Here is a 21987-nt window from a genome sequence, read left to right as displayed (position 1 = left end):
TGAGAAAAAGGGCTGGCACCATAGGTTCCAGCCCTTTTTCTTTTATCGCCTCGAAAATTTCACCGGTGCGGTAATAGTTTTATTGGCATCGGGTGGAGGTGCTGGAACGGGGGAAGCGCGCTGCACCAGCGACAAAACCTCACGGTCCAGATCGGGCCATCCAGAAGACTGTGCAAGGGAAGCTGATAAAACCTTACCGCTATCATCGATCCGAAAACGAACATAAACAACACCTTCCTCTCCACGCGACTTTGCAGCGGAAGGATATTTTTTACGACGCTCAAGATGAGCCATAAGACGTGACTGCCAGCGGGCCGGTGTCATTGAAGATGCGAATAGGCCAGACGCCGATTGGCGTGCGGCATTCCTGTTTGTCTGCGCGACCTGAGCTTGGGCCTTGACCGCCTGCTTGGACGACGCTTGCTCCTGCTGGCGTTGTTTAACGGGCGTCTTCTTAGGATCTTCTTTCTTTACAACTTCTTTTTTAACAACCGGCTTTTTTTCAATCTCTTTTTTAGGTTCAGGAGGTTTTGGTTTTGCTATTGGCAGAGGAACTTCAACCTTCTCGAGTTGTGCAAGTTCTTCTTCTTGTTGCTCTTCCACAGGTTCTACTGGAGCGGGCTCCTGCTGAGCAATTTCTTCTACAATTTCAGGCTTATCAACAGGATCTTCAACCTTTTCCGCAGGTGCACTGGCATCAGCGGTTTCCTGATCGGGGGAAATCTCGTTTTCCTCCGTCGTCATTGCTTCCGGTGTCTCAGCCAGTTCGATCATGATTGCGGCCGGTGGCGTATCATCTGCCATCGCTATTTCTGGTTCACGCATCAGCCACATCGCAGCCGCTACGTGAACTGAAAGCACTACAAGGCATGCCCCCGCCCAAAGTGATATTTCGTTTAAGCCGCGCAAGCTGTGGTTATCGTCAGCGCCGTTCATGATACTCGCGCCCATACAGACGGTTCTATGACTTTTTCTTTACGTCTAAAGTCTGAAAGCATTTGTCCGTGATTGATCATGCTCCGCAGATCGCAATCAAGGCACGCAAGGCGTCCGTCCTCCGTTTGCAATGCAAGGTCAGCAATTGTGAAGTCATCGAAAGCGGCAACAAACGAACGCTGTGCCGCTTGCAACAAGTGTCCGAAAGCAGAACTGGAATTATCGTCTTTTGCCGTTTCTACCTGATTGTCAAAGCCAGGCTGCATCAAACGCAACACGGTTCCAACATTGATGGCTTCAGGCGAGCGCGCCAGTCGAATGCCGCCTCCACGTCCACGTGTTCCAACAAGAAAACCGTGATGGATCAAATCCGAGACAATTTGCGCTGCATGATCCTTCGTAGTGCCCGTTGCTTCAGCGGCCTCACGTGTTGTGATAGCTTGGCTACCAGAATTGCGGGCGCAGAGAACGAGCAACTCAATCGAAAGTTCGGCTTGTCTGGTAAATCGCATCTCATGAATCTTTGCTGGTGTGAACCTTTTCCGAAATACGGCCCCACGAGATGGGGCCATTACGACAAGCGAGGATCAACCAAAGATTTTGCCAACGAGCGCATGCACACGACGGAACGCCGCTTCCGCGCCAGCTACAACACGCTCTTCTTCAGCGTCTGTCAGATCAATATCATCCAGTGCTGCGGTAAATGTGCGCCAATGCAAACCACGTCCTTCGGGCGCGCCAGCAAGATGACGCGCACCAAACTCTTCTGACAGTTCAAGCTTGTAAGCTTCTTTGAGAAGGAAGGCAGCTCCGAGATTTGAACCTTCGGCGACATAAAGCCAACCCAGAGCTGTCGGCAGGTCAATATTGGTGCCTTCTGGAAAAGCTGATGCGGCATCTGCTGTTGGAAGCTCGAAGCCAAGATCGATAAGATCCTGCCCGACCTGATGAAAACGGCGGCGGCCTTTAAGATCAGGGAGCAAGCTATCCAGTGCTGCATCATCATAAAGAGCGTTGATATCGCGGTGAAACTGATATTGGACCTGCAAGAACATCGCATAACGCTCGCGACTGGAAAATGGCTTTCCTGCCATAATACTCTGGTCAAGGCGTTCGTGTGTACCAGTTGTGCGGGCCTTTAGTCGCTTCGAGCGAGGAAGAGCTTTGGGTTGCTCGAGTATAGCGGCGTCAGTCATATCAATTTTCCCTATTCCTTGGCATGTCTTCGGTTTAACCCGGACATTGACCTCTCTATTAACTAAGACGTTTGAGCCATCCTTTTTTTGCAATGCCGAGGCGAAAAAAATCGTCTCGGCACAAAATGTCGCACCTTGATGTGCTAAAAGTGAAAGTTTAGACCCAGCTTTATTGAGTGCGTATCAAGAGAATTCGACAACTTACGACCGTTCACAACATTCGAACTACCACCATGATCCGTGTATTCGTAAATTGGAATTTCATACTCACATGAATCTGGAAACATATCACAAATCCAAGCCGTATCTGGATCGTCCCTGTAAGAATATACCTCGCTTCCGACTTGTTCGCGGGTCGTATAATCCAGCCCTGTACCTGCGCGGGCTTTTTCAAAGTTGAAACTACGGTTGCCAAAGCGACTGTATGTATAGTCGGCAGAGACTGACCAGCGGTCATTAATCGCATACTCAACGCCACCGCCGATTGTCAGGCCTGTGCGTAGGCTGGAATCCTTTTCGATGAATGACAGCGTGTTTTTAGAATAGGAAATCTCATCAAAACGATATTGATCGCGTGACATTTTCTGATGCGCAAACGCAACGCCAGCCGTGCCGTAAACGAGCCAGCGGTCATCAAATGCATAACCTAGACGCCCACGAATGGAACCTTTCCAATCAACTTCATAATTGGTGTTTGACTGGATACCAGCAAAATCGTTGCGTGGCGCAACCCACTCTTCCTCCATGTAAGTGAGGTGCGATCCCTTCATACGAATTTTACTGATATCAGCTTCCACTCCCACAACAACGCGATTGTTCAACTGATAATTGTAACCGGCCTGGACACCAAACATTGCTGAATTGCCAATGCCATTTTCAAAGGATTCGCTACTGGATATTGGGTCAGACGTGCCATCGAACGCAGTTGCTACAGACGAAAGGCTGCCGGAGTTCATACCAGTGTGCACGCCACCGTAAAAGCCGGTCCAGTCGATGCCAGATGTTCCGCTTTGCGAACGGGAAAACGGCGAAAGCTGCGGTAAACGCTGATCGCCTCCAAAATTGCTGGTAAGGCCTGCGTAGAAAGTACGCCCCGGCCCTGGCTGGTTTACCAAACCGAGAGGGTCGACATAATACTGATCGGTCAGGTTTTCGACACGAAGTGTAGCCGTCAGACTATCAGTAACCTTATACTCAGCAAAAACATCGACCAGCGTATAAGGATCCCAGCGGTTCTGGGCAATAAACTGGCTTGCACCAACTGCTGTGACATCACCGTGGCCAATCGCACGCGGACCTATGTAGGAAACGCGCCCGCCCAGCGTGAGCCGGTCTTCCAGCATTTTCTGCGACAATGTCAGATCGACGCTATATTTAGGCGGAACCTGATTGGTAGCGTAGTCGCCGTAAAGCGACTTGCTTCCACATGAATCCGACGTGCGGCAAAACTCGACATCGAGATAGTAGTTGGCTGACAGGTCGGCTGTAAATCCGCCAGCCTCATAGCGGCTTGAAAACTCAAGGCCAGAAAAGCGCGCGCGATCGATATTATAGACCTGCATGCCGGTGAAATAGCTGCCATTATCCTGATAAAAGGTGCGATAAGCACGCGCTATGTAATCTTTAACATCCCAGTTGAAATAGCCGAACTTAACCATTCCGCGGTCATTATCACCGAGCAGCCCATCCTTCGTAAAGTTCGCTCCAACTTCCCAGTTGCTCGAACGCTCTGGCTCCAGATTTGCATTGGGAATGATAGTGAACGCGGAAACCGATTCAAACATGCTCGGGTAGCGCAGCGTGTTTGAATAATTGACGTATAGCTGGCTTCCGTCAAATGGTTCAACCGTTACGCCAACGGAGGGGCTCAAGCCACCGGAATCACGGTTTGGTTCCGGATTGAGCTGCTCTACGCTGTTAGCTTCAGTACGCCGATCATGCGACCAGTAATGTGAATAGCGCAATCCTGTATTCAGCGTCAGCCAATCAACCGGCTTGTAGGCTGCTTTGGTGAAAAGACCGAGCTCATCGCGATAAGCATCACGAAGGTTGAGCCATCCTTCGAGCTCGTTTGTGTGTTTACTTGGCCGAGTGTCTTCGTTGAGGTAAGATATTCCATAATTCAGGTCGAGATCACCGTACTCGCCCAGCGCGAATTTCGACGTATTGTTAACATCCCATCCCCACATGATCGTGTCTGAGCCGGTACGGAAGTTTTTTGATAAACCGACCGACTCCGATGTCGGATATGTGCTGCCGCGACGCGGGTTACGCAATTGCAGCTTTGTAATCCAGAGATTAGAACGCAGATCAATCAGATCATTATCGTCGGGATTCCAGCTGTAGCGCAACGTGCCGGTATCAAGCATTGATCCGGACGTAACCTCTTGCTGCGTTGGTTGTGATCTATCGCCGATAAAACGCGAAGCAAGAAGATCGCCTGCTTCACCACGAAAGCCGGTATAGCCGAGTTTAAGTGTATGCCCACCATCAAAGCGCAACGTTGTTTTGGTCAAAAATGATTTGGTTTCAAGCTGCGTATTGAGAACTTCTTCACCAGCGCGATAATTTGTAAGTCCATCATTTTCGAGGTAGTTGGGCCAGTTCTCGCACCATCCGCTTGCAGTGCAAATTGACGTTGGGCCTATATTCACGGGGTCGGCCGCTGGCCCGTTTTTCCCGGCATGATAGTTTCCGCGTTTGCGGTATGCATAGCCAGCAAAAAAGTCATAGTTCTCTTCCTTGATTGCCGCGATAATACTTACGGAACCGTTGGTCGGCTTCAGGAATGAAGGTCTGTCCATGCCATCAGGCGATCCAATTGCGACTGGGGCGCTTGCGGGTGAACTAGGCCATTGATAGCCGCCTCTTGCACCTGCGTGTGGTGTCGACGAATTACCACCGAATTCGCCTTTGACGCGCATGCCCCAGCCGTCGCCTTCCTTAACGATATCATCGGCATCGAGTGTACGGATGGCGACACTGCCTGCTATACCACGCGATGAAGCATCGGATCCTTTGTTAATGTCCACACCCGCAATCAAATCGGGGTCGATATAAGTGCGGTTGGAAATGCCCTGATAGCCTTGATATACGGTGACGCTGTTTTCAGCGCCGTCAATGGTTGTTGCAACACGCCCCATGCCCTGCATGCCGCGAATATTGACATCAATCGAACCCGCACCGTTACGAGCCTCGCCAGACATCACACCCGGTGTGCCGCGGAAAATATCGGCTGGGCTTGAGCCTCTGAAACGCTCAATGGTTTCAGAAGAAATATAATTGGTTGGTGCTGCGGTATAATAGGGCGCATCAGTTGGAGTGATACCTGTGCCACCAGACACTGTAATTGTATCGAGAAGGGTTGTGCCGTCCGCTGATAACGGAGCTTGAGCCGCTGCTGGCTGGTCGCTCAACGCAACGGTATTTGCGCCAGTGAAACGATAAGAAACTCCTGACCCGGATAGCAGGCGCGATAGTGCATCCTGACGTGACATAGTACCTGAAACGGCCGGCGCTCGCTTCGATGCTGCAATCTGCGGCTGGTAAGTCACTTGCATGCCTGCCTGCCGACCGAAATTGGCTAACGCAACGGCGAGTGGCCCCGCGGGGATGTCAAATGAAACTTGTTGCGCAGTCTGTGCTTCTGCCTGAACTGTTATCGAAAGGGATAGCGCATATGCGCATACAGACCCCATGAGCACACCTGTCAGAACTTTTGTTCCGAAACGGCGTGCCGCACTTTTACTAACCCGAAGCCCCATCGCTCAACCACTCCATTACTTAGAACGTCGTGCGACCGCTCGGACGCATCAGATACGCTCTAACTTCCTGTATCTACGCATCATTCTCTCCTGAAATCGGGATCGATTTCGGCTGACGCTATAGTGAAAAGGCGGTTGTATGGCAGCGGCTAACTTCCGACCCTGATGTTTAAAACGAGTGGGATTTCAAAATTTTCTCCCCCTGATAAAATAAATTCATCAAATTGAGGAAACGATTGTAAGCCAGGGCGACACCTGTCGTACTCTACCCCCATAAGGTTCAACGACGGCTTCAAGTGCAGCGACTGGATTATTAAGATCAAAGACACCGCTGATGCGCTGGGCACCAAAGCTCGACTGTGCCAATAGCACGCGGCCCGATTGCCAGCGCGCAATCCGTGCGACTACAGATGCAATCGTGTCACGTTCTGCAACAAGCACCCCCTTACGCCATGCTGCAATTTGTGAAGCATCTCGATTGCCGCGTTCAAAGTCATGACTTCGTTCATTAAATGTCAGCCAATCACCTTGGCCGAGCGGTGTGGGTGCATCATTTACCCCCGAGGGTCTGACAGCGACCAATCCATGGTCGACCGAGACAGTAAGATAACCGGCATCATTGCTGACATCAAAGGCCGTTCCCAAGGCCGTCGCTGTAAGATTGCCCGTTTGAACACTGAACGGACGAGCAGAATCGGATTGAACGTCAAAAAATGCCATCCCGGCCAGAAGTTCAATCAGGCGTTCCGTCTCACTGAAATGCACCCGGATTGCTGTATCGGGGCCCAGCGTCATCCGGCTACCATCCGGCAGCGAAACATCACTTAACTGCGCTGATTGTGTTATGTAATCCGCCTGCAACCGCAAAATCAGCTTTGGTCCCAACAGTGCCCCGCCAGCGACAATAGCGAGACCAGCAGCACCGCCTGTCAAAAGAGACCGGCGTGATATTTTGGATGTTGTGGCGCGACGCTGATCACGCATGACCTTGCCCGTCATTTGATAAATATCCAAAGCTTCACGCCAAGCAACCTCATGATCTGGGCTGCGGGCACGCCAGAGATTGACAAGCTCAACTGAAACGGAATTGTCAGGGTCTTCCTGAATGCGCATGACAATATCGAGCGCCTCCTCGAAAAGTCTCTCGCTTTGCGAAACTTTTTCATCCATGCAGCATCGGTCCTCTTGTCCGGCCATGTGGAACACTGAACGGCTTTTTTTGATTAACTCGCATATGCTGTAACGTTTAAATAAGAGAAATTTTCTCCCTTAGCTTTGGGAGGAACCCTCTTCATTCAATCGAGAACGCAAATGCACATATCCGCGTTTAATCAATGTCCAAGTACGTGATACGGAAAGACTGAGTTCACCGGCGACCTCGGTTATTGTTTTTCCATCCAGGCGGTGCAATTCGAATGCGCGGCGTGTTTGTTCGGGTAATTCGCGCAAAGCATTTTCGATAATAGCAAGCCTTTGCCTGTCGTAAACAACTGTTTCAGGCGTTGGCGTCGTATCAGCCAGCCTCTGCCATTCTTCATGGGGTAGATCGACATATTCAACAATACGCTCCCGTCGATAAAGGTCGATGGAAAGATTGCGTGCAATTTGATGAAGATACGCCCGCGAATTGTGCTCTTTGGCTGGCGGCATCGCCGTCATCAATCGTGTAAATGTGTCTTGAGTGAGATCAGCTGCAACCTCTGCATCGTGGCCCCTACGCCGGAAAAAGCGGTTAAGCTCACGTGCATGACTCTGGAAAAGGTGTTGCAGATTCCACATCAAAACAACTCATTCAGCATACGCATCAGCCCAGCGAACGGCTAAGCTAAGATTTTTGACAGCCGAATTGGCGGCTTCATACTGCTCGGCTGCTCTTTACTCATATATATGATTACGATAGTCAACTTAATGTTTCACGGTATTGCTACAAAACTCAGCAACAGGCACCGGCCGACCAAACAACCATCCTTGGCCAATTGCTTCGCTGTAATGCTCAAGCACATAATTCGCTTGCTCACTGGTTTCGACGCCTTCAACAACCAACTTCAACTCAAGGCGGGCCGCAATATTGCAAACATTTTCCACGATTTCTGAACTCACAGCCTCTGTACCGATGGCCTGCGTGAACATGCGGTCAATCTTAATGCCGCTGATTGGAAGTTTAGCTAGATAGGCGAGGTTTGAATATCCAGTGCCAAAATCATCAACGAAAAATTCATAGCCACGAGCGCGGAATGACCTCATTCCTTCGATCAACTGTTCATGATGTGTCGTTGAGCGTTCCGTTATCTCAAGAACGATCTGACTGGCCGATATCCCCAGGCGCATTCTTTCATTATCGAGAAAGGACAGAATTTTGGGATCAACAACATCCTCGACGGAGAGATTGAGACTAAGATAAAAGTCTCTCTGTTCTTGTAATAACGATCGCATTTCTTCCAGCGACTTACGAATAACAATGCGGGTCAAATTTTTTATATCACCTTGCTGCTCGGCAATCATGATAAACACATCCGGGGCTATCTGTTCCCCATGTTCGTCTGTTAGCCGTGCAAGTACTTCAGCACCTTGTACACGCCCATTTTTAAACGCGACAAGTGGCTGATATACAACATTAATACGCCCTTCAGAAATTGCGCGCTTTATTTGCTGTGGGAGCGAAGAATAGCCCCGTCGCCACCGAATGGCGGCAACACCAAGCCCACCACCTGCAATTGCCCCAAACGCTACCAGTGCCAGGAAGACACTTGTGGGTTGCTGAAAAAGACTGACACCTGACAGTGCGGCGATCACACAAATGTCGATATCTTCAGAACAGCTTGAGACAGTGCGACGCGAACGAAGGTCATACCACGCCAGTTGTTCTGGCACTTGAGTTGTTAACTCATGTGCTGCGCCAAAAGTTCGATAAATGTATTTGCCGTTTCGAGTTAAAACATGAGCACTTAAATTTTGTTCAGGATTCTCATAAAGGGCAAAAGCAACCGGGGATGTAAAAACAATTCCTGAACCCCGTGCCACCATATCGACTGGTTCAAGATGCTTGCCAATACCCGAAGCTTTAGCCCACAGACGGTGTCCACCCTCTGCTTCGCGATCCCATGCAGGTAATACAACCGGGATTGCTAGCCTTCCCCATAAAGCTGTACAAATAATACGATTGTCCTTGATACGTCCAATATCACGAAGATAATGAGCTTTGAATGCAAGGCGTCTCAGCGTGGTGATGTTGTCGTCAGAACATAAAACTTCGCGACTACTATTGACGGCCACTAATGTATTTCGGCCGGATTGGGCAACATTCACAGAATGTGATAAAAGATTATCACGATATTCATTCAAACGAATATAAGAGAGACGAACAGTTTCAAGCTGCCCTAAAAATATAAGCAATCCAACGCCGAGACATGCGGCAAGTGCAACAAACCACCGGTCTCCACCGTTACGCAGCTTCACCATCCAGATAAATGTCCCCACGTAGCGATTCAATACTTCCATATTCGATAATGCTATACAAATCTTCTCCAGAAGCCAATAGTTAAGGAACTTATTTATAAAGAACGAGATAATAAAAAGGATCATCGTAAAATAACAATTATTTTCCCCAGTATTCGCAAGCATTGAAAGCCGAACTTGCGAACCGCATTAAATTTTCAGCTATGCTTGACGATGCTGGAATGTCTCGTAAACTAGCTATTTATGACTAAAATTATGATCGATCAAACTTATCTCACTGAAAAGCTCGAATCCCTGCTGGCGATTCCAAGTCCCACAGGCTTCACAGACGAGGCGGTGCATTTCGTTGCACGTGAACTGGAGCGTCTTGGCCTCGAAGTCATCCTTACGCGGCGCGGGGCAATCCGCGCACGCCGCAGCGGTAAATCGAGAAAGCCCGCGCGCGGCATCGTCTCCCATGTCGATACGCTTGGCGCACAGGTCAAGTATCTTAAATCCAACGGGCGGCTTGAGCTTGTTTCAATCGGCAACTGGTCGGCACGCTTTGCAGAAGGTGCGCGCGTTTCGATCTTCTCTTCCAAAGGTATCTATCGCGGCTCGATCCTGCCGCTGAAAGCCTCCGGCCATACCTTCAATGAAGAAGTGGATACGCTTCCCGTTGGTTGGCCCTATATCGAGTTGCGCGTCGATGCGCTTGCCCGCAACAAGGAAGACCTCATTGAACTCGGCATCGACGTGGGCGACATTGTTGCCGTCGATCCCATGCCGGAATTTATCGATAACGGTTTTATCGTCTCACGCCATCTTGATGATAAGGCGGGCGTCGCAATCATGTTAGCGTCGCTCGAAGCCATGCAACGGCTTGATGTCGAAACGCCGGTCGATACGTACTGGATATTCACCATAGGCGAAGAAGTCGGCGTCGGCGCTTCTGCAGCCGTTGTACCGGATATTGCGTCTCTGGTCGCCATCGATAACGGTACAACAGCGCCCGGTCAGAATTCGTCCGAATTTGGCGTAACACTCGCCATGGCTGACCAGACTGGACCCTTCGATTATCATCTGACCAAAAAGCTTCACGAGCTTTGTGTTCAGCACGACATCCCTGTACAGAAGGACGTTTTCCGCTATTATCGGTCTGACGCGGCATCTGCGGTAGAGGCTGGCCACGATGTTCGCACCGCGCTTCTGACCTTCGGTGTCGATGCCTCGCATGGTTATGAACGCATTCATTTGAGCGCACTCACATCGATTGCAAAGCTCACTGTTCACTATGCAATGAGCGAGGTCGAGATCAAGCGCGACGCCGAGGAAACCACCAAGGGTCTCAAGGGCTTCACGCATCAGACGTCAGAAACAGCCGAGCAGGATCTCAGGCCGGAAGACAGCCCGACGGAATAGCTGAAACAGCACAGAGAATTTGAAGGCGGGGTCATCCCGCCTTTTTTTCAAACGCGCCCCGAAAAGCGTAAAGCGGGCGCGGCCACGCGAATTAATTATGATAATTTGTTGATATACGTTATTTCCTCCCTATAAATTATATCCTGACAGATTTGCAGGCAGATATGGCCAAACGAAAGGAACCGCTGATGAAGAGGTTATTTCGCACCGTTTTGACAGCGGCCACTCTGGTTCTGGGTTCAGCGACATTTCACGCTGGCGCGCAGACACCGCCCGATGTTCTGATCGTCGGGCAGATTGCTGAACCGCAATCGCTTGACCCACACACGGTCACGGCAACCAATGATTTCCGCATCCTTGTGAACATCTATGATGGTCTGGTCCGCTATAAGGATGGCACTCTGGAAATCGAGCCGGCGCTTGCTGAAAGCTGGACCATTTCAGACGATGGCAAAACCTATACATTGAAGCTGAGACAGGGCGTGAAATTCCATGACGGCTCCGATTTCAACGCGGAAGCGGTCAAATTCAACTTCGAGCGGATGCTGAACAAGGATCATCCGTTCTATAATACCGGTCCATTCCCCCTCTCCTTCAACTTTGAATCCATTGAAAGCGTCAATGCCGTCGATACAAACACAGTCGAGTTCAAACTGAAAGAGCCGTTCGCGCCCTTCCTGTCAAACCTCGCCTATCCGACCGGCCTCATCGTATCGCCAGCCGCCGTCGAACAATATGGCACTGAATTTGGTCGCCATCCGTCGGGCACCGGCCCATTCAAATTTACCGAATGGCAGTCTGGCCAGCGCGTGGTGGTCGAGCGTAATCCCGACTACTGGGATAAGGCTCCAACCTTGAACGCGGTTGTTTTCCGTCCCATCACCGACGCCAATACGCGCGTTGCTGAAATGATGGCAGGTGGCATCGACATCATGGTCGAGGTGCCGCCGGATAATCTCGCGACCTTCAAGCAGGATGCAAATTTCGCTGTCGAAGAACAGGCGGGGCCGCATGTCTGGTTCAGCATTCTCAACACCAAAAGCGGACCGTTCGCCGACAAGAAAGTCCGTCAGGCTGCAAATTATGCAGTCAACAAACAGGGTCTGGTCGATAATGTCCTGCAAGGTTCTGCAACTGTCGCGGCCGGTCCCGTACCACCTGCATTCAACTGGGTTGATGATAAAACCGAGCCTTATCCCTACGATCCGGAAAAAGCCAAAGAGCTGTTAAAGGAAGCAGGCGCCACCAATCCTGAACTCACTTTCTATGTGACAGAAGGTGGCTCGGGGATGCTTGACCCGATCAATATGGGCGCAGCTATTCAGGCTGATCTTCAAGCCGTCGGCTTCAAGGTGAAGATTGAAACCTACGAGTGGAACACCTTTCTTGGTCGCGTGAATTCCGGCCTCAATGGCAAGGCAGACATGGCTGAAATGGCATGGATGACCAATGATCCAGACACGGTTCCATTTCTCACGCTTCGCACAGAAGCCCTGCCGGACAAAGGCGGCTTTAACTCGGGCTATTATTCCAATCCGAAAGTCGATGAATTGCTGACCAAGGCACGTACATCTACCGATCAGGCAGAGCGCGGCAAGCTTTATGGCGAGATCCAGTCTATCGTGCACGACGATGCGCCATGGCTCTTTGTTGCCAACTGGAAACAGAACGCTGTCACCACAGCTGCAGTTCAGGGCTTCAAGCTCCAGCCGTCATTCCTGCTGCATCTCAAAGACGTGAAAAAACAATAAAGCTTTGCGCCAGAGGTTTAGGCTGCTAGCGCAATTTTGCTTACGCATTTTAAGCAGAAGCGAAACCCGGTTTTGCACTAAATGCGCCCCAGATGAAGCGGAGGAGGGCCAATGCCAGCCTATATCTTCAAGCGGCTCATTGCAGTCGTTCCCGTACTTTTCGGGCTGTCCATCATCGTGTTTCTGGTGATGGCATCAATTCCCGGTGATACCGCCACAGCCCTGCTCGGCTCTTATGCAACGCCGGAAAATGTCGAGCGTATCAATCGTGATCTCAGCCTCGACAAACCACTGGTCCAGCAATATTTCATCTGGATCGGCAATCTGTTGCACGGCGATTTCGGTCGCTCCTTCGTGCTCAATCGTCCAGTTCTCGATGAGGTGCTGGAACGCTTTCAGGCAACGCTTATTCTGGCAAGTGTTGCTCTCGTACTCTGTTCGATCTTCGGACTTTTTGCAGGCATTGTCTCAGCCGTGCGTCAGTTTGGCTGGGCAGATCGCACCATCACCTTCATCGTTCTGGCAGGCATTTCGATCCCATCATTCTGGCTTGGCCTTCTGCTGATTTATCTCTTCGCGGTGCATTGGCGCATCCTTCCAGCATCGGGCATGTATGCAGTCTATGGCGGCGGCGATCTCAAGGATCTGATCTGGCATCTGATCCTGCCAGCATCGACGCTTGCCGTCGTTGCTGCCGGTGTGATTGCCCGGCTGACGCGCGGCGCAATGCTTGAAGTGCTGCGTCAGGATTATATCCGCACCGCACGCGCCAAAGGGCTCAATGAGCGTCGCGTGATTTACGGCCACGCCTTTCGTGCAGCCCTTGTCAGTGTCATTCCCGTCATCGGCATTCAGGCAGGCTTTGTGCTGGGCGGTGCGGTCTATATCGAGACCGTGTTTCAATGGCCCGGTATCGGCGCCATGCTTGTGAAGGCAATTTCGACCCGCGACATCCTGCTTGTGCAGGGCGGCGTACTGATCGTGGCAGCCAGTTATGTGCTGTTCAATCTGCTCGCCGATGTCCTTCAGACCATGCTTGATCCGAGGATACGCACATGAGCGCCCTTTCGGAAACCTACACCCCAGCCGCTCCTGCGCGCCTGTCATCATGGCGTCTGCTGATGAGCAATCGTCTGGCAGCTTTTGGCTTTTTTCTGCTCGCGCTCATCTGCGTGCTGATAATACTCGTGCCAATCCTGCCATTACCCAACCCGGATGCGACAGCACCCGCAAACCGGCTACAACCGGTCTTCTCTGCAGGTCATCTGCTGGGCACAGACCAGCTTGGACGCGATATTCTGAGCCGCCTTCTCTGGGGCGCACGCGTCTCGGTGGCGGTTGGCTTTGCAGCCACGTTGATTGCCGCTGTGATCGGCTCGGCTATCGGCATCGTCGCAGGCTATGCAGGCGGGCGCACCGACAACCTTATGATGCGCGGCATCGATATGTTGATGGCCTTCCCCTATATCCTGCTGGCTCTTGCAATCGTTGCTGCGCTGGGACCGGGATTGATGAATGCGCTTTATGCAATTGCCGTGGTCAATATCCCGTTCTTTGCACGTAATGTGCGCGGCACAACACTCGGCCTTGCCAATCGCGAATTTGTCGATGCTGCCCGGCTTTCCGGCAAAGGGCACATTTCAATCCTGCTTACCGAAGTGTTGCCCAATGTGTTGCCGGTTATAGTCATCACCATGTCGACCACGGCAGGCTGGATGATCCTTGAAACGGCTGGCCTCAGCTTTCTGGGTCTCGGTGCGCAGCCGCCACAGGCTGATCTTGGCTCGATGCTCGGTGAAGGCCGCGCGCAGATGTTCACGGCACCGCATGTTTCCATCGTGCCGGGCCTGATGATCTTTCTGATTGTCATCAGCCTCAATGTCCTGGGCGACGGAATCCGCGATGTGCTTGATCCCCGTTTGCGCTCCGGTGCCCTTGCCCGCCCCGGCTCGGTAACGGCAATCGCCAAGAACAGAACCGCGCCCAAGACGAGGATGCTGGATGCAGCTCTTGCGGTCGAAAAGCTCGAAACAGGCTTCGTCAACAATGGCAACTACACGCCTGCGGCCAACAGTGTTTCCCTGCATCTTAATCGCGGTGAATGTCTTGGCCTGATTGGCGAAAGCGGCTCAGGCAAAAGCGTCACCGCACTTTCCATCATGGGGCTGGTGGCTTCACCGCCTGGATTGATCCGCAACGGCGCCATCTATCTTGACGGCGAAGATGTACTCGACATGAGCGAAACCGAACTGAACGCCACGCGCGGCAGCAAGGTGGCCTATGTCTTTCAAGATTCGTTGACCACGCTGCATCCGATGTACTCAATCGGCAAACAGGTCGCGGAGGCAATCGCAGCGCACAAATCGATCAGCGCATCCGAACGCCGGGCAGAAGCTATCGCCTTGCTGGAGAAAGTGGGTATTCCGGATGCAAAGGAGCGTGCAGATCATTACCCGCATCAGCTTTCAGGCGGTCAGCGTCAGCGTGTCGGCATAGCCACGGCACTTGCAAATGATCCCGACATCATCATCGCCGATGAGCCGACCACCGCTCTTGATGTGACCGTACAGGCGCGCATTCTTGAGCTTTTACGCGACCTCCAGCGCGAACGCGGCATGGCGCTTTTGTTCATCACTCATGACTTTGGCGTCGTCTCCGAAATCTGCGATCGCGTTGCCGTCATGAAAAACGGGGTGATCGTCGAGACCGGGACCGCCAGAGAGGTGCTCGCCAATCCGCAACACAGCTATACCAAGCGGCTGATTGCCTGCGTGCCAGAACTTGGCCACGGCAAGGACTTCTATGAGCGCGTGGCAAAGCTGTTCAGTCGCAAACAGACGGAGGCCGCCACATGAGTCAGACTGCAATCAGTGTCCAGAATCTGAGCAAAACCTTTGGTGGCGGACGCACATTTTTCGGCAAACAGCGCCATGCTGTTGAAGCGGTCAAGTCTGTGTCGCTCAATCTCGCGCGCGGTGAAACACTGGCAATCGTAGGCGAAAGCGGCTCGGGAAAAAGCACTCTGGCGCGAATGCTGGTTGGGCTGACAGAGCCAAGCGAGGGCACGATGAAAATCGCCGGACAGGATGCCAGCGCACTTCGCCGCTCTGGTCCGCGGGCTTTTGGCAAAGTGATCCAATATGTGTTTCAGGACCCCGTGGCGTCGCTTAATCCGCGCAAGACCATCCGGCAGATACTGGAAACACCCCTGAAGCTGCTCGGTGAACTTGATAGTCAAAAGCGCGAGACGCGTATGGAAGAACTGCTCGATGCCGTGCAAATGCCAAAAGATACTCTTCTGCGCTATCCGCATGAGTTTTCCGGCGGGCAGGCTCAGCGTATCGCTATTGCCCGCACGCTTGCAGCAAATGCCGAAATCATCGTGCTGGATGAGCCAGTAAGTGCGCTTGACGTCTCTGTTCAGGCGCAGGTGCTGCTGCTGCTCGATGAGCTTAAACAGCAGTTCGGCCTGTCCTATCTCTTTATCAGCCATGATCTTGCGGTGGTGGAAGCAATCAGCGACCGCGTTGCCGTCATGTATTATGGGGAAATCGTCGAGGAAGCGACCGCCGGGGACCTTTTTGCGAAGCCGCAACATGCCTATACACGTCAACTGATAGACAGCGCGCCGCGTATGAAAAGAGAATAGCAAGGTATGGCCCGGAACAGCCGCAGCAAATCGGACAATGCTTCGCTGACCAAATCAAAGCGACGGCCTGAGGTCATTGCTGACCGTATCAAAAACGTGATCCAGACGGACCATCTCAAACCCGGTGATCGGCTACCCCAGGAAAAGGACTTGATCGACCAGTTCAAGGCGGCCAAAGGCACCGTGCGCGAAGCAATGAAGGCGCTCGAAACCCAAGGTCTGCTCTTCACCCGCACTGGCCCCGGTGGCGGTGTTTTTGTTGCGGAACCATCTGCGCAACATGCTATGGAAATGCTGGGGCATTATTTCTTCTTTGACCAGCCAAGCCTTCAGGAAATCTATTCCCTACGCAAGCTTCTAGAGCCTGAAATCGCGGCCTCGCTTGCCGGCAGGCTAAGCAACGATGATCTGGAGAAACTGGAAAGCACGATGCGGTTTTACGACCGCCCGCCGGCCAATCTGGACGACCAGTTTCAGCAGCGTGTGGCAGAGCTGGATTTTCATACACAGCTCGCACAACTCTGCCCGGACCGGCTCTTGGGCTTCATGTGTGGTCTAACGCATAATCTGCTGCGCAACATGCCTATTGCCCGCTTAATCTATGCCGATCCGACTCCCGCATCCCGCGAAGAAGGCCTGCTTTTTCAGCATCGCCTTCTGAGGGCTCTGATGGAAAACAGGGCCGAAGATGCACACAAGATCGCGCTGGAACATATGATTTCCGCCGAAAAATACATGCTTTCCAAAGAAAACGAACTGAAAAAAGTACCAAGCGCATAAAAATCAGAAATTTCGGAACTATCCCGGCTGGCGTGCATTAGCCAATATGCAGGCCGCCGCCATAACACATGTGAAGGCCTTGCTTGTTGTGTTTGATAATGGAGGTTTTGACCCTTTTTATGTGTGGAATTTGCGGAGAAGTCAGGTTCGACGGTGCGACACCGTCGGTTTCGGCAATCTCGAAAATGGCAGACATTCTTGCCCCCAGAGGGCCAGACGCTTCTGGCATCGTCGTGCGTGGCAACGTCGGCTTTGGGCACCGGCGATTGAGAATTCTCGATCTGTCGGAGAAATCCCAGCAGCCCATGATCGACGCCGATCTTGGCATAAGCGTTGTTTTCAACGGCTGCATTTACAATTTCCGCGAATTGCGCGCTGAGCTCGAAGCCAAGGGCTACCGCTTCTTTTCTGACGGCGACACAGAACTCATCATCAAGGCATGGCACGCATGGGGCGAGGAATGTGTTTCCCGCTTTTACGGCATGTTCGCCTTTGCCATCCATGAGCGCGATACCGGCAGACTGATCTTTGCCCGCGACCGTTTTGGCATTAAGCCGCTTTATCTGGCAGAGGTCGGCGGCGCGCTGCGCTTTGCCTCGTCGCTGCCTGCCCTTGTGAAGGCTGGCGGTGTCGATACCTCAATCGACCGCGCGGCACTGCATAATTATATGAGCTTCCACGCCGTGGTCCCGCCGCCGCGCACCATCTATAACGGTGTGCGAAAGCTGCCTGCGGCGACGATCCGTGTTTATCAGGCCAATGGCGAATTTCGTGATCGTATCTATTGGCAGCCGCCGCATAGCCGTCTGGCTAGCGACAGCACTATCAGCCGTGAAGACTGGCAAGAACAGCTCCTCGACATGCTGCGCGTGGCCGTCAAACGCCGCATGATTTCTGACGTGCCGGTTGGCGTTCTTCTGTCAGGTGGTGTGGATTCGAGCCTGATTGTCGGCCTTCTTGCCGAAGCGGGGCAGACCGGCCTCATGAGCTTTTCGGTCGGCTTTGAAGAAGCCAACGGCGAAAAAGGCGACGAGTTCGTCTATTCCGATCTGATCGCCAAACATTTCGGCACCGATCATCACAAGATTTTTGTGCCGAGTTCTGATCTGATGGATGCGCTTCCCGGTACGATTGCCGCCATGTCGGAACCGATGGTTTCTTACGACAATGTCGGCTTTTATCTGCTGTCGAAGGAAGTTTCCAAACATATCAAGGTTGTGCAATCCGGTCAGGGTGCAGATGAGGTCTTCGCAGGCTATCACTGGTATCCGCCGTTGGTCGACTCCAATGATGTGGTTAGCGATTATGCCAAGGCATTCTGTGACCGCTCGCATGATGTGCTGAAAACCCAGCTATCGCCCGACTGGATGACGGATCGCGACTATAGCCGTGAACTCATCCAAGAGCATTTGTTGCGCGATGGAGCTGATACGCCTGTCGACCGCGCCCTTCGTCTCGACAGCAATATCATGCTGGTCGATGACCCGGTCAAACGCGTCGACAACATGACCATGGCATGGGGACTTGAGGCGCGCGTACCGTTTCTCGACCATGAACTGGTGGAACTTGCAGCCCGTATGCCGCCGGAAGAAAAGCTGCGCGATGGCGGCAAAGGCATTCTGAAAGATGTCGCCCGCAAGGTCGTGCCAAGCGAGGTGATCGACCGCAAGAAGGGTTACTTCCCGGTGCCGCAGCTCAAATATATCGCTGGCCCCTATCTCGACATGCTGCGCGATGCTTTGTCATCGCAGAAGGCACGCGAACGTGGGCTTTTCCAGCGCGATTATCTCGACAGGCTGTTCGCAAATCCTTCCGAACACATTACCCCTCTACGCGGCTCGGAGCTTTGGCAGGCCGGACTGCTCGAAATGTGGCTTCAAACTCAGGAAGCATGAGGATGGGAGGCCCAAAATGAAAAAGACAGGCGAGGTTGAAATGACCCGGCAGAAAGCAAGGGGCAGAAATGCTTTCTCGCACAGGCTCACGCGACTGCGCACACCCGAAAGTGCGGGCTTTTATCAGGAGCATCTGCAGGCTCACGCGCAGGAAGATGAACGTTCCGCCAACCGCAATATCGTACTCGACTGCGGTTGGGGGCGGTTGCTTTTCGCGCAGACGTTCGAGAGCAATGAAGGGATCATCGAAGCATTGCGCGCTGAAGCTCCTTTAAGCCGCGATATCCTGTTTTATGTCAGCGATCCGCATGTGCTTCTATCGCAGGCACCGCAGGAAATCTTTCTCGATCCCTCGCACACGTACCGGCTTGAACTTTCCAATTACCGCGCCGGTGGGCGCCGCACTCGCGGCATCACCATTCGTCGTGCTGTATCGGAGCCTGATGCAGATGGTATCAATGCGGTCTACGCCGCCTGTGGCATGGTGCAGTTGCGGGCTGATTTCTTTTCGTCAGAACGCGATAACCGTGCCGTCACCTATTTCGTCGCGCAAGATGATACGACCGGCGAAATTGTCGGGACAGTCACCGGCATCAATCACCAGCGCCTGTTCAATGATCCTGATCAAGGCGGTTCGCTCTGGTGTCTTGCAGTGCATCCGCAGGCACGCCAGCCCGGCATTGGTGAGAAGCTGGTTCGCAAACTGGCCGAGCATTTTCAGGCGCGTGGGCTGAACCATATCGATCTGTCGGTGCTCTACGACAATGACAATGCAATCCGCCTCTATGAGAAGCTGAAATTTCGCCGCGTCCCGCTTTTTGCAATCAAACGCAAGAACGCAATCAACGAGAAGTTTTTCGCCCAGCCGATCAACTCCCTTGATGCGCTCAATCCTTATGCCCGCATCATCGTTGATGAGGCGCTGCGCCGCGGCGTGCATGTGGATATCACCGATGCGGAAGGCGGCTTCTTTCGCCTCTCCCATGGCGGACGCTCGATCCATTGCCGCGAAAGTCTTTCTGAAATGACATCCGGTGTCGCTATGTCTATCTGTGACGACAAGGCCGTCACCCGCCGCACCGTCGCAAAAGCCGGTCTGAGCGTGCCTGAGCAAATCGCAGCCGATGCAGATGATGAAACGCTGGAAGCCTTTCTTGCCAAACATCAGAAGCTTGTTGTGAAGCCCGCGCGCGGGGAACAGGGTCGTGGTATCTCGGTGGGTATTACCACCATGAAAGACCTGCGCGCCGCCATCAAGCAAGCGCGTGAAGTTTGCAATCAGGTGCTGCTTGACGCCTGTTTTGATGGAGAAGATCTGCGGCTGGTAATTATAAATTACAAGCTGGTCGCGGCTGCCGTGCGCCGCCCTCCACGCGTGATCGGCGACGGTAAATCAACGATCCGACGTCTGATCGAAGTTCAGTCACGCCGCCGCATAGCTGCAACGGGCGGCGAAAGTCGCATCCCCATCGATGCCGAAACAAAACGCTGCCTTGAGCAACAGGGCCTTACGCTTGACGATGTGCTGGAAGATCGGCACGAGATTATTGTGCGCAAGGCAGCCAATCTCCATACGGGTGGCACGATCCATGATGTGACAGCAACTGTGCACCCATCGCTTGTTGAAGCAGCTTGCAAGGCTGCCAGCACCATCGGCATTCCGGTGGTTGGCATTGATTTTATGGTTAAATCACCAACAACACCAGACTATGTGTTCATTGAAGCCAATGAACGTCCGGGTCTTGCCAATCACGAGCCACAGCCAACAGCAGCGCGCTTTGTGGAATGCATATTCCCACAACTATAATCTATTTAGAGGCCCTTTGTTTACACCTGCCTATTTTTAAATCAGGCAGGTGTAAACAAACATCATATTGATCTTCATCTTATTTTATAAATCCTTTTTTATAAAATACATTTCGTCGACTTTCGGCTGAAAGATTCATAAAAATAACGATTATAGTGCAGTAAAAAGACAGACATATATATTTTAAAAATAAGCAGAATTTTTTAAAATATTATTGCATAACTTTTACCAAATATATTATATTAAAATGAACGTCGAAAGATTGCAGATTTTGCACATTCACGGGGGCCGGATGTGGATATTCAGCTAAAAGACGAGAGTAACAAAAGTGAAGATGATTTAAGCTTCATTGAGAAGAGAATGAGGGACGAGCTATGGAAATCCATAATGTCTCCCTTGTATGAAGCATCTCCAATTCCTGATACTAAGAAATTAATAATATCTGGCGAGATCGAGTCACGATTTTTCGGATACTCTTTAATAGGAAAATCCAGATATGATGCACATAAATGTGTTCGAAGCAAGATTTTGGTAAAAAGCAGTGGTATAGATCAAATTCTACTTCAAGTTATTTTGAGCGGTGAATTTAGAGGAAATTTTGATGGGTTAGATGTCGCCGCGCAAGTTGGTGATATTGTTATAATGGATTATGCAAAGCCTTTCGAATTGCAAGTATCAGATGGAAGTACCCATTCTTTTGCCTTTGATCGTTCTATTCTTTCAAGAATTCTAAACCCTCAATCACTACATGGCTCAATCATTAGAGGAGGAACGCCTCTGGGTATCATGCTCGCGAACATGATCTCGTCCTCTTTAATTATTGCTTCAAATAGCACCAACATTGAGACGCAGTCACTAGAAGTAGATGTTATAGAATTTATCGGAAAAGTTCTTTCGAAACAGAATAGTAAAATTATTCTTCCAAACGAAATACAAAAACAATCTATAATTGATTTTATCGACGAAAATATATCAAATGTGGATTTAGGGCCAAACTTAATAATAGAAAGATTCAATATATCTAGGGCACATCTTTACAGAATATTTGAGAATTATGGAGGAGTTAGTAAACTTATCTGGGATAGAAGGCTGAATGCTGCTTACATTGAACTCTCAAATTTACCAGAAGGACAAAAAATATCAGTTAAATCCATTTCTTATAAGTATGGCTGCATGGATCCAGTGCAATTCAGCAAGCGATTTTATAGTCAATACTCATTTGGTATAAAAGACGCACTCGGCACAAGAAATAGATTTTCTGATTTGGACGGAAGTCTTCTGCAAATTCAAAGACATTTTTCCAATATCCGAGCCGATGATCAACCCTAAAAAGGATAGAGTTAGAAAGCTTT

The 21987-nt window shown here is 51.4% G+C and carries 17 protein-coding genes; 9 read left to right on the top strand and 8 right to left on the bottom strand.

The genetic code is table 11. The features are described 5' to 3' along the window. Positions 1-42 precede the first annotated feature (42 nt). From H5024_RS14195 to H5024_RS14165, 7 genes are all read right to left on the bottom strand, one after another. Positions 43-936 carry an energy transducer TonB gene (locus H5024_RS14195; RefSeq protein ID WP_187547822.1) on the bottom strand — a complete coding sequence of 298 codons (894 nt, stop codon included), beginning with the start codon at positions 934-936 and terminating at the stop codon, positions 43-45. Continuing rightward, a complete protein-coding gene (locus H5024_RS14190; protein ID WP_187547821.1) occupies positions 933-1448 on the bottom strand; it encodes an Rrf2 family transcriptional regulator in 516 nt (171 codons plus the stop codon). The genes H5024_RS14195 and H5024_RS14190 overlap by 4 nt, the downstream gene beginning before the upstream one ends. A gap of 75 nt (positions 1449-1523) precedes the next feature. Continuing rightward, positions 1524-2132, bottom strand: a complete 609-nt coding sequence (locus H5024_RS14185; protein WP_187547820.1) for a biliverdin-producing heme oxygenase — start codon at positions 2130-2132, stop codon at positions 1524-1526. Positions 2133-2275: 143 nt separating this feature from the next. After that, the gene (locus H5024_RS14180; RefSeq protein ID WP_187547819.1) at positions 2276-5896 is read right to left on the bottom strand and encodes a TonB-dependent receptor; all 3621 of its coding nucleotides are present in this window, start codon (positions 5894-5896) and stop codon (positions 2276-2278) included. Between the two features lie 219 nt (positions 5897-6115). Beyond that, positions 6116-7066 carry a FecR domain-containing protein gene (locus H5024_RS14175; protein ID WP_187547818.1) on the bottom strand — a complete coding sequence of 317 codons (951 nt, stop codon included), beginning with the start codon at positions 7064-7066 and terminating at the stop codon, positions 6116-6118. Between the two features lie 99 nt (positions 7067-7165). After that, positions 7166-7675, bottom strand: a complete 510-nt coding sequence (locus H5024_RS14170; protein WP_187547817.1) for an RNA polymerase sigma factor — start codon at positions 7673-7675, stop codon at positions 7166-7168. A 126-nt stretch (positions 7676-7801) separates the two neighbouring features. Beyond that, positions 7802-9394 carry an EAL domain-containing protein gene (locus tag H5024_RS14165; RefSeq protein ID WP_187547816.1) on the bottom strand — a complete coding sequence of 531 codons (1593 nt, stop codon included), beginning with the start codon at positions 9392-9394 and terminating at the stop codon, positions 7802-7804. Between the two features lie 201 nt (positions 9395-9595). Here H5024_RS14165 and H5024_RS14160 point away from each other — a divergent pair, with 201 nt between their 5' ends. The 6 genes from H5024_RS14160 to H5024_RS14135 all read left to right on the top strand — a co-directional run bounded on the left by H5024_RS14160 (position 9596) and on the right by H5024_RS14135 (position 16933). Further along, positions 9596-10753, top strand: a complete 1158-nt coding sequence (locus tag H5024_RS14160; protein WP_187547815.1) for an osmoprotectant NAGGN system M42 family peptidase — start codon at positions 9596-9598, stop codon at positions 10751-10753. Positions 10754-10941: 188 nt separating this feature from the next. Then, entirely contained in the window at positions 10942-12504 is a 1563-nt protein-coding gene (locus tag H5024_RS14155) for an ABC transporter substrate-binding protein (protein WP_187547814.1), read from the top strand. A 111-nt stretch (positions 12505-12615) separates the two neighbouring features. After that, complete coding sequence (locus H5024_RS14150) at positions 12616-13563, top strand: ABC transporter permease (protein ID WP_187547813.1); 948 nt, start codon at positions 12616-12618, stop codon at positions 13561-13563. Continuing rightward, a complete protein-coding gene (locus tag H5024_RS14145; RefSeq protein ID WP_187547812.1) occupies positions 13560-15359 on the top strand; it encodes a dipeptide/oligopeptide/nickel ABC transporter permease/ATP-binding protein in 1800 nt (599 codons plus the stop codon). Before H5024_RS14150 ends, H5024_RS14145 begins: the two co-directional genes overlap by 4 nt. Continuing rightward, positions 15356-16153 (top strand): ATP-binding cassette domain-containing protein, encoded by a 798-nt coding sequence (locus H5024_RS14140; RefSeq protein WP_187547811.1) that lies wholly within the window; start codon positions 15356-15358, stop codon positions 16151-16153. Before H5024_RS14145 ends, H5024_RS14140 begins: the two co-directional genes overlap by 4 nt. Before the next feature lie 6 nt (positions 16154-16159). Further along, entirely contained in the window at positions 16160-16933 is a 774-nt protein-coding gene (locus H5024_RS14135) for a GntR family transcriptional regulator (RefSeq protein ID WP_187547810.1), read from the top strand. Between the two features lie 37 nt (positions 16934-16970). Here H5024_RS14135 and H5024_RS14130 read toward each other — a convergent pair whose 3' ends face one another. Continuing rightward, the gene (locus H5024_RS14130) at positions 16971-17129 is read right to left on the bottom strand and encodes a hypothetical protein (RefSeq protein WP_187548701.1); all 159 of its coding nucleotides are present in this window, start codon (positions 17127-17129) and stop codon (positions 16971-16973) included. On the opposite strand from H5024_RS14130, the gene H5024_RS14125 reads away from it, so the two are divergent. The 3 genes from H5024_RS14125 to H5024_RS14115 all read left to right on the top strand — a co-directional run bounded on the left by H5024_RS14125 (position 17053) and on the right by H5024_RS14115 (position 21964). Continuing rightward, a complete protein-coding gene (locus H5024_RS14125; protein WP_187548630.1) occupies positions 17053-18828 on the top strand; it encodes an N-acetylglutaminylglutamine amidotransferase in 1776 nt (591 codons plus the stop codon). The two genes, H5024_RS14130 and H5024_RS14125, sit on opposite strands and share 77 nt — an antisense overlap. Positions 18829-18844: 16 nt before the next feature. Further along, a complete protein-coding gene (gene ngg, locus H5024_RS14120) occupies positions 18845-20635 on the top strand; it encodes an N-acetylglutaminylglutamine synthetase (protein ID WP_187547809.1) in 1791 nt (596 codons plus the stop codon). A gap of 294 nt (positions 20636-20929) precedes the next feature. Then, a complete protein-coding gene (locus H5024_RS14115) occupies positions 20930-21964 on the top strand; it encodes a hypothetical protein (RefSeq protein WP_187547808.1) in 1035 nt (344 codons plus the stop codon). The last annotated feature ends 23 nt before the right edge of the window (positions 21965-21987 follow it).

The organism is Ochrobactrum sp. Marseille-Q0166 (assembly GCF_014397025.1).
Lineage (GTDB): Bacteria > Pseudomonadota > Alphaproteobacteria > Rhizobiales > Rhizobiaceae > Brucella.
Note: the sequence above shows the minus strand (reverse complement) of the source record. Positions and strands in the feature narration are given on the sequence as shown.

Excerpts from the sequence above, each read along its gene's own strand:
- H5024_RS14170 (WP_187547817.1), bottom strand. The coding sequence starts at position 7,675 with ATGTGGAATCTGCAACACCTTTTCCAGAGTCATGCACGTGAGCTTAAC.
- H5024_RS14185 (WP_187547820.1), bottom strand. The coding sequence starts at position 2,132 with ATGACTGACGCCGCTATACTCGAGCAACCCAAAGCTCTTCCTCGCTCG.
- H5024_RS14130 (WP_187548701.1), bottom strand. The coding sequence starts at position 17,129 with ATGTCTGCCATTTTCGAGATTGCCGAAACCGACGGTGTCGCACCGTCG.
- H5024_RS14135 (WP_187547810.1), top strand. The coding sequence starts at position 16,160 with ATGGCCCGGAACAGCCGCAGCAAATCGGACAATGCTTCGCTGACCAAA.
- H5024_RS14160 (WP_187547815.1), top strand. The coding sequence starts at position 9,596 with ATGACTAAAATTATGATCGATCAAACTTATCTCACTGAAAAGCTCGAA.
- H5024_RS14175 (WP_187547818.1), bottom strand. The coding sequence starts at position 7,066 with ATGGATGAAAAAGTTTCGCAAAGCGAGAGACTTTTCGAGGAGGCGCTC.
- H5024_RS14145 (WP_187547812.1), top strand. The coding sequence starts at position 13,560 with ATGAGCGCCCTTTCGGAAACCTACACCCCAGCCGCTCCTGCGCGCCTG.
- H5024_RS14165 (WP_187547816.1), bottom strand. The coding sequence starts at position 9,394 with ATGGAAGTATTGAATCGCTACGTGGGGACATTTATCTGGATGGTGAAG.
- H5024_RS14195 (WP_187547822.1), bottom strand. The coding sequence starts at position 936 with ATGAACGGCGCTGACGATAACCACAGCTTGCGCGGCTTAAACGAAATA.
- H5024_RS14125 (WP_187548630.1), top strand. The coding sequence starts at position 17,053 with ATGTGTGGAATTTGCGGAGAAGTCAGGTTCGACGGTGCGACACCGTCG.
- H5024_RS14140 (WP_187547811.1), top strand. The coding sequence starts at position 15,356 with ATGAGTCAGACTGCAATCAGTGTCCAGAATCTGAGCAAAACCTTTGGT.
- ngg (WP_187547809.1), top strand. The coding sequence starts at position 18,845 with ATGAAAAAGACAGGCGAGGTTGAAATGACCCGGCAGAAAGCAAGGGGC.
- H5024_RS14150 (WP_187547813.1), top strand. The coding sequence starts at position 12,616 with ATGCCAGCCTATATCTTCAAGCGGCTCATTGCAGTCGTTCCCGTACTT.
- H5024_RS14155 (WP_187547814.1), top strand. The coding sequence starts at position 10,942 with ATGAAGAGGTTATTTCGCACCGTTTTGACAGCGGCCACTCTGGTTCTG.
- H5024_RS14180 (WP_187547819.1), bottom strand. The coding sequence starts at position 5,896 with ATGGGGCTTCGGGTTAGTAAAAGTGCGGCACGCCGTTTCGGAACAAAA.
- H5024_RS14190 (WP_187547821.1), bottom strand. The coding sequence starts at position 1,448 with ATGCGATTTACCAGACAAGCCGAACTTTCGATTGAGTTGCTCGTTCTC.